At 68.9% G+C, this 7,672-nt stretch carries 9 protein-coding genes; all 9 read right to left on the bottom strand.

Annotation, left to right across the window (positions count from 1 at the left end):
- Nucleotides 1-489, bottom strand: a 489-nt coding sequence (locus ACWF94_RS27220; protein WP_453493830.1) for a F0F1 ATP synthase subunit delta, incomplete at its 3' end; no start/stop codon positions are given.
- Between the two features lie 20 nt (nucleotides 490-509).
- Nucleotides 510-1,076, bottom strand: a complete 567-nt coding sequence (locus ACWF94_RS27215; protein ID WP_453493828.1) for a F0F1 ATP synthase subunit B — start codon at nucleotides 1,074-1,076, stop codon at nucleotides 510-512.
- A gap of 30 nt (nucleotides 1,077-1,106) precedes the next feature.
- Entirely contained in the window at nucleotides 1,107-1,337 is a 231-nt protein-coding gene (gene atpE / locus ACWF94_RS27210) for an ATP synthase F0 subunit C (protein ID WP_137993321.1), read from the bottom strand.
- Nucleotides 1,338-1,429: 92 nt separating this feature from the next.
- The gene (gene atpB / locus ACWF94_RS27205) at nucleotides 1,430-2,242 is read right to left on the bottom strand and encodes a F0F1 ATP synthase subunit A (RefSeq protein ID WP_453493825.1); all 813 of its coding nucleotides are present in this window, start codon (nucleotides 2,240-2,242) and stop codon (nucleotides 1,430-1,432) included.
- Between the two features lie 225 nt (nucleotides 2,243-2,467).
- The gene (locus ACWF94_RS27200) at nucleotides 2,468-2,905 is read right to left on the bottom strand and encodes a hypothetical protein (RefSeq protein WP_453493822.1); all 438 of its coding nucleotides are present in this window, start codon (nucleotides 2,903-2,905) and stop codon (nucleotides 2,468-2,470) included.
- A gap of 268 nt (nucleotides 2,906-3,173) precedes the next feature.
- The gene (locus ACWF94_RS27195; protein WP_453493819.1) at nucleotides 3,174-4,508 is read right to left on the bottom strand and encodes an MraY family glycosyltransferase; all 1,335 of its coding nucleotides are present in this window, start codon (nucleotides 4,506-4,508) and stop codon (nucleotides 3,174-3,176) included.
- 104 nt (nucleotides 4,509-4,612) lie between these two features.
- Nucleotides 4,613-5,869, bottom strand: a complete 1,257-nt coding sequence (locus tag ACWF94_RS27190; RefSeq protein ID WP_453493816.1) for a serine hydroxymethyltransferase — start codon at nucleotides 5,867-5,869, stop codon at nucleotides 4,613-4,615.
- Nucleotides 5,870-6,305: 436 nt separating this feature from the next.
- The gene (locus ACWF94_RS27185) at nucleotides 6,306-6,959 is read right to left on the bottom strand and encodes an arsenate reductase/protein-tyrosine-phosphatase family protein (RefSeq protein ID WP_453493813.1); all 654 of its coding nucleotides are present in this window, start codon (nucleotides 6,957-6,959) and stop codon (nucleotides 6,306-6,308) included.
- Complete coding sequence (locus ACWF94_RS27180; protein ID WP_453493810.1) at nucleotides 6,956-7,603, bottom strand: L-threonylcarbamoyladenylate synthase; 648 nt, start codon at nucleotides 7,601-7,603, stop codon at nucleotides 6,956-6,958. The genes ACWF94_RS27185 and ACWF94_RS27180 overlap by 4 nt, the downstream gene beginning before the upstream one ends.
- Nucleotides 7,604-7,672: the final 69 nt, after the last annotated feature.

The raw sequence follows: 7,672 nt of genomic DNA, 5'->3' as shown, positions 1-7,672 counted from the left end.
GGTCCTGCCGCCGAGGAGCGTGCGCAGCAGCTCGCCCTTGGCGGTGGTGGTGGCCGACTTGTCGGTCAGCGCGGACCGCAGCGAGGGATTGGAGTCCACGATGCGGCCGAACCGGAACAGCTCGTCCTCGACATCGTCGAGCGCGCCCGCCTGCTGGGCGGCCGTGAGGTCGGCGATGGACGCCAGCTCCTCCAGGCCGTCGACCAGGTCACGCGACTGCGACCAGCGGGAGCGGACGAGACCGGACACCAGGTCGGCGGTGTCGGGGCCCACCTGCCCGCTGAGCAGGCGCCCCGCCAGCTCGGCCTTGGCCTCGCCGGGCTGCGCCGGGTCGGTCAGGACCCGGCGCAGGGACACCTCGCGGTTGAGCAGCGCCGTGACGCCGGCCAGCTCCTCGGCGAGCTTCGCCGCGTCGACGGACGGGCGGTCCATCAGCGCGTCGAGGGACTCGCGTGCGGTGCCGAGCGCCTCACGGCTCGCTCCGCGCAGCGAAGCCGACCCAGACGCAGTCATCGGATCGCCTCTGCCTTCGCGCCGTCCTCAAGCTCGTCCAGGAAGCGGTCGATCGTACGGCTCTGGCGGGCGTGGTCCTCCAGGGACTCCCCGACGAGCCGGCCGGCCAGATCGGTCGCGAGCTTGCCGACGTCCTGACGGAGCGCGGCGGCAGCGGCCTTGCGGTCGGCCTGGATCTGGGCGTGACCGGCCGCGATGATCTCCTCACGCTGCCGCTGCCCCTCCGCCTTCATCTCCTGGATGATCGCGGTGCCCTGCTCGGACGCCTCCTGGCGCAGTCGGGCGGCCTCGTGGCGGGCCTCGGCGAGCTGCGCCTTGTACTGCTCAAGGACGCTCTCCGCCTCGGTCTTGGCCGCGTCGGCCTGCTCGATGCCGCCCTCGATGGCCTCCCTGCGCTGCTCCAGAACCTTGTTGATGTTCGGGAGGAGCTTCTTGGCCAGGAAGAAGAAGACGATGGCGAACGCGATCAGGCCGATGATGAGCTCGTCGGGATGCGGGATGAGCGGAGGCTGCTCCTCCGCCGCCGCAAGAGTGAACTGAGCGATCACATCAGTGCCTTCCATGAAAAGAATCTGGGCTGTCCGGTCGCCGTCTTAGTAGACGAAGCCCATGACGATGCCGATGAGGGCGAGCGCCTCACAGAAGGCGAAACCCATGATCTGGTTGGTACGGATCAGTCCGGCCGCCTCGGGCTGGCGGGCCAGGGCCTGGGTGCCGTTACCGAAGATGATGCCGACGCCGACGCCGGGGCCGATGGCGGCGAGACCGTAGCCGATCGAGGCGACGTTTCCTTCGACGGCGGCAAGGGTCTGGAGAGCGGACATGCCGGTTCTTCCTTCTCTTTCAAGGACCCGGTGGGGGTTGGCCACCGGACGTCTGGGGGGTGGAGGTGGTGCTGGACGAGAGACAGCGGGGCTCAGTGGTGCTCGGCGAGCGCGCCCTGGATGTAGCTGGAGGCCAGGAGGACGAAGACGTACGCCTGGACGGCCTGGATGAACAGCTCGAAGACGATCATCACCATGACCAGGATGAACGAGGTACCGGCGTACAGAATGCCGATGCCGTTCAGCAGGTACCAGCTGGCGACGGTGAACATCACGATGAGTAGATGCCCCGCGAACATGTTCGCGAAGAGCCGGACCGCGTGGGTGAAGGGCCGGATGATCAGGTTGGAGAAGAACTCCAGCACGACGACCAGCGGAAGGATCGGGCCGAGTTCCTTGTTGTAGCCGGTGATGTTCTTCCAGCCACCGGTGAAGCCGTGCTTCTTGAAGGTGAGCCCGACCCACAGGACGTACACAAGGAGGGCGAGGCCCGCCGGATAGGCGATCAGCGAGGTCACCGGGAACTGGGCGACCGGGATGATCGACCAGAGATTCATGATCCAGATGAAGAAGAAGAGCGAGACCATCAGCGGGACGTACTTCTCGCCGTCCTTCTTGCCGATGATCTCGTAGACGACTCCGCGCCGTACGAAGTCGTAGCCGGCCTCACCGACCATCTGGAGCTTGCCCGGCACCACCTTCGGCCGGCTGAACGCGGCCCAGAAGAATCCGACGACCACGATGGTGCTCACAAAGGCGAGCAGCATGGGCTTGTCGAACTCGAAGCCACCCACGGTGAAGAGGGGCTCGTACATGAAGGTGTGGAGCCCAGGGGCATTGAAGCCACACCCGGTGAAGAGTTGACAGTCCGCCTCGAAGGCGAGCATCTGGGGGTCAGCACTCACCGCGGGCTCCTTCAGCGTGGCGCATAGGTACGGCAACCTCGTTGTGTCGGCGCGGCGCGCAGCCGCGGTTCGGCACTGGACTGGTGTTACGGATGTGGGGGCGGCAGTGGGGCAGAGAGCCTCGCGTATGAGCGGGCGACAGCTCAGATGCCCGCGCCTGCAAAGCCGCAGTTGGCACCGGACGATAGCAGGGTCGTGAGGACCCCTTTATCCCGCCCCTACCTTTCACGCCGAAGACCCCGACTTCTGGGGCGTCGCGTCCTTCGCGGCCTCGGGATCGACGTAAAGGATCTTGGCCTTCAGATACGCCCGGGCCTGTGCGGCCACCCAGACGATCGTGGTCGCCAGCAGGGTGAGGGCGAAGACCTTGGAGTCGAAGAGCGTGGTGTCCTTGAACGCCGCCATGAAGATGAAGAGCAGCAGCAACTGGGCTGTGTAGAGCATCAGCCCCATGGCCTGGAACAAGTGCGGAAGCGATTTCGCGGTCCGCTGGAGCACCAGCAGACCGATACCCATGAAGAGGATGACGACCAGGGTCCCCACGGCGGCACCGAGTGCCCCCTTTCCACCGGCGAACACCCCGCCGACCGCGATGGCGACAACGCCGGCGGCAGCGGTGGGTACGGCGGTGTGCAGAAGGGTGCGTGCGTCGTTGGACGGCATGGCGGCAGCTCCGCTTCCTGGGAAAGTGGCAGTGGTGTGTCGTCATGGACGAGCGTAATCCCGGATCCGAGTCGGGTCCTCGGGGCCAACAGACCGTCGCACTACGGTCTTTCGGCTCTGTCGCCGGTTCTCGTGAACCGTATCACAAACTATTTGAAGAGGTCTTTACCCGAGCGTGTGCCAACTATCACACATGAGAGCTAACCCGCCCGTGTGTGCAGAGAAGCGGCGCCACCTTGTGTGGTATTGGACGCGTGGGAGGGAAATGTCACCCCCGGGTTCCGGCCTTCCTCCGGTCCGATGGCCGCGATCGAGCGCCCATCGCGGTCGCTCCGTTGACGCCCGCGCGGACGGGTGCGGACGGCCCCGTCCGGACCTCCCCGGCGGGTGCCGCCGCCTCGTGCCCGGGTGAAGAGAACGTTTGCATACGTGACTTACGACGCCGGTAGCGCGGTGGGACGAACATCTCCGCCCACCTCGGCGCGCGCGGGGTGAAGCGCGGCAGCAGCAGAAGCACCAGCCCCACCGCGCTCAGCCCCACGATCACCATCACGATCCACAGCGACGTCGAGTGCACCGAGTAGCCCACCACCCCGAAGGCGATCAGCGCGGACCAGAAGTACATGATCAGGACCGCGCGGCTGTGCGAGTGCCCGACGCCCAGCAGCCGGTGGTGCAGATGCCCCCGGTCGGCGGCGAACGGCGACTGCCCGTTCCAGGTCCGGCGCACCACCGCCAGCACCAGGTCCGCGAACGGGATCGCGATGATCGTCAGCGGCAGCATCAGCGGGATGAAGACCGGCAGGGCCGCGTGGGTGGCCTCCCGGGTCGAGCCCTCGAAGATCCTCAGGGCGTCCATGTCCACCTGACCGGTCACCGAGATCGCGGAGGCCGCGAGCACCAGGCCGATCAGCATCGACCCCGAATCGCCCATGAAGATGCGCGCCGGATGCATGTTGTGCGGCAGAAAGCCCAGGCACATCCCGATCAGGATCGCCGTGAACAGCGTCGCGGGGGCGGCGGCCTCGATGCCGTAGCTGACGGCGATCCGGTACGAGTAGAGGAAGAACGCCGCGGCGGCGAGGCACACCATGCCCGCGGCCAGGCCGTCCAGTCCGTCGACGAAGTTGACCGCGTTGATGGTGATCACGACGAGCGCCACGGTGAGCAGCGTGCCCTGCCAGTCGGTCAGCGAGACCGTGCCGACGCCGGGAACGGGGATCCAGATGATCGTCAGCCCCTGCATCACCATCACACCCGCGGCGATCATCTGGCCGCCGAGCTTGATCAGGGCGTCGATCTCGAACTTGTCGTCCAGGACACCGATGATCCAGATCAGGGCGGCGCCGGAGAGCAGCGCGCGCGGTTCGTTCGACAGCTCGAAGACACCGTTCAGATTCTGGAGGTGGTCGGCGACCAGCAGACCGGCGCAGAGACCGAAGAACATGGCGATGCCGCCGAGCCGCGGTGTCGGTTCTCGGTGGACGTCACGGGCGCGGATCTCCGGCATCGCCCCGGTCGCGATGGCGAACTTGCGCACCGGACCGGTCAGCAGATAGGTCACCGCAGCCGTGATACAGAGCGTCAGCAGATAATCACGCACGGGCTGCCCCACAGGAATCGCTGGCCATCAGCCCCACACCCTAGCCGTGGTGGCCATATGTTTGAGGACATACGGGCGCCGATGACGGTTGCACAGGATTCCGGCTACCCCTGATAAGGGGGAAATCTACCGGCAAGCTCGCGCACTTCCGTACGTACCCTCCCGGCCGGTTCATCATCTTCACGTATCGCCGCGGTGAACAGCGCCGCGATACGGGCCATCTCCCGCTCCCCCATGCCCTGCGTGGTGACCGCCGCGGTGCCCAGCCGGATGCCGCGCCCGTCCCCGTACGGCAGCGCGCAGGTGTCCAGGACGATGCCCGCCGCCGCGAGCCGGCCCCGGGCCGTCCGGCCGTCCGGGCCCAGCGGGGTGGGGTCGGCACCGATCAGATGGGTGTCGGTGCCGCCGGTGAGCACCGCGAAGCCCTCGTCCGCGAGACAGCCGGCCAGCACCCGGGCGTTGGCGACCACCTGATGGGCGTAGGCCGTGAACGCCGGGGTAGCCGCCTCCCCGAAGGCGACGGCCTTCGCCGCGATCGTGTGCATCTGCGCGCCGCCCTGCGTGAACGGGAACACCGCCCGGTCGACACGCTCGGCGAGGCCGTGGCCGCACAGGATCATCCCGCCGCGCGGGCCGCGCAGCACCTTGTGGGTGGTGGCGCACACCACATCCGCGTACGGGACGGGGCTCGGCGCCGCGCCGCCCGCGATCAGGCCCATCGGGTGGGCGGAGTCCGCGATCAGATACGCGCCCACCTCGTCGGCGATCTCCCGGAACAGCGCGTAGTCGGGGTGGCGGGGATAGGAGATCGAGCCGCACACGACGGCCTTGGGGCGGTGCTTGCGGGCCAGGACGCGGACCTGTTCGTAGTCGATCAGACCGGTCTCCGCCTCGACGCCGTAACCGACGAAGTCGAACCACCGGCCGGAGAAGTTGGCGGGCGAGCCATGGGTGAGATGACCTCCGTGCGCAAGTCCCATCGCGAGCACCGTGTCCCCCGGCCTGAGAAGGGCCGCGTACGCCGCCAGGACGGCCGCGGAGCCCGAGTGCGGCTGGACGTTCGCGTGCTCGGCCCCGAAGAGCGCGGTGGCCCGGTCAACGGCGATCCGCTCGGCCGCGTCGGCGTACTCGCAGCCGCCGTGGTGACGGGCGCCCGGGTAACCCTCGGCGTACTTGTTGGCCAGCGGGGAGCCGAGGGCGGCGAGGACCGCGGGCGAGACGAAGTTCTCCGCCGCGATCAGCTGGAGCGTGTCGCTCTGGCGCTGCCGCTCACCCAGGATCACACCGGCGATCTCGGGGTCCTGCCGGAGGAGGGGGGCGAAGCCGGTGGGGGTGGGGGCGGTACCGGTGCTGGCGGCCATCGTGGGCTCCGTGCGCTCGCGTACGTACCCCTCCAATGTAGGCCGCCCCCGCGGCTCCCGCCCAGCGCCCTCGTCCGTGTGACCTTGGCATTTCAGCCCGTCCGGCGATTGAGGACACCCCGCAGGGGTGCGTCAGCCGACGGCGCGGCCGACCCCCGGGGCTCCGCCCCGGACCGCCCCCTACGCCCTGCGGCGTGGGGGGACCCCCAGCGCCTAAACGCCGGCGAGGCTGAATTTGCTTGCCCAGGTCCCCTGGTTTCCAGGCGGGGGTGGATGCGCTTGGCTTGCGAGCCTGCCGCGCATGGCGTGGGCGTGCACATTCAGCCCGTCCGGCGATTGAGGACACGCCCGCAGGGTGTGCGGAACAAGACCCAGGGACGGGGAAACGGCGGCGTCGCGCAGGCGCGGGCGCGGGCGCGGGGAAGGCCCGCTCGGATCAGGCGCGGGAGGGCGCGGGCAGACCCGTGAGGGCGGTGACCACAGGGTCGAGCGCCTGGTCGATCTCGTCGCCGATCGAGCGGAAGAACGTGATCGGCGCACCGTACGGATCGTAGACCTCGTCCGCGTCCGCGCTCGGCGCCAGCAGCCACCCCCGCAGCGCCGCCGCCGCCCGCACCAGCGCCCGGGCCCGCTCGACGACGCCGTCGGCGCGCGGATCGGGGAGCGTGGCGGGGTCGATGGCCCGGACGAGGCGGGTGAACTCCTTGAGGGTGAACGTGCGCAGCCCCGCCGAGTGGCCCATGGAGATGACCTGCGCACGGTGGTCACGGGTCGCGGTGAGGACGAGATCGGCGCGGATGACATGTTCATCGAGCAGCTCGCGGCCGGTGAACCCGGTGGCGTCCGCCCCGAAGTCCGCGAGGACGACCTCCGCGTTGGCCTCCATCGGGGCCCCCTCATGCCCCCAGGTCCCGGCGCTCTCCACGATCAGCCCGCTGGTGAGCGGATCGCCGAGGCGCCCGCTGAGGGCATGGCGGGTCAGCCGCTCGGTGATCGGGGAGCGGCAGACGTTGCCGGTGCTGACGTGGAGGATCCTGAAGGTGCCGACGGCGGTGACCGCACCTATGCCACGCCCCTCAGGGGCGGTCAAGGGGCCACCTCAAGGTCGGGTACGACTTTGCGCAGCTCGTCCGCGTCGAGCGCGCCCGCGCGCAGCAGCACCGGGACCTTGCCGGTGACGTCGACGATCGAGGAGGGCACGATGCCGGGCGTGGGCCCGCCGTCGAGGTAGACGGAGACGGTGTCGCCGAGCATCTGCTGCGCCGCGTCGCAGGTCTCGGGCGCGGGATACCCCGTGAGGTTGGCCGACGACACGGCCATCGGGCCGACCTCGGTGAGCAGTTCGATCGCGACGGGGTGCAGCGGCATCCGGATCGCCACGGTGCCCCGGGTGTCCCCCAGGTCCCACTGGAGCGACGGCTGGTGCCGGGCGACAAGGGTGAGCGCGCCGGGCCAGAAGGCGTCGACCAGTTCCCAGGCGTCCTCGGAGAAGTCGGTGACCAGGCCGTGGAGCGTGGTGGGCGATCCGATGAGGACCGGGGTGGGCATATTGCGGCCCCGCCCCTTGGCCGTCAGCAGATCGGCGACGGCCTCGGATCCGAAGGCGTCCGCGCCGATGCCGTAGACAGTGTCGGTGGGCAGGACGACCAGTTCGCCGCGGCGTACGGCGGAGGCTGCCTCGCGCAGACCGGTCGCGCGGTCGCCGGCATCGTTGCAGTCGTATCGCCTGGCCATCAGTAGCGCTCCCTTTTTTTAAGTGCTCGGTTCTCCTCCGGGGCGCTCAAGCGTGTGTCGACGGTCGAT

This window comes from Streptomyces sp. NPDC055078 (genome assembly GCF_053607985.1).
Note: the sequence above shows the minus strand (reverse complement) of the source record. Positions and strands in the feature narration are given on the sequence as shown.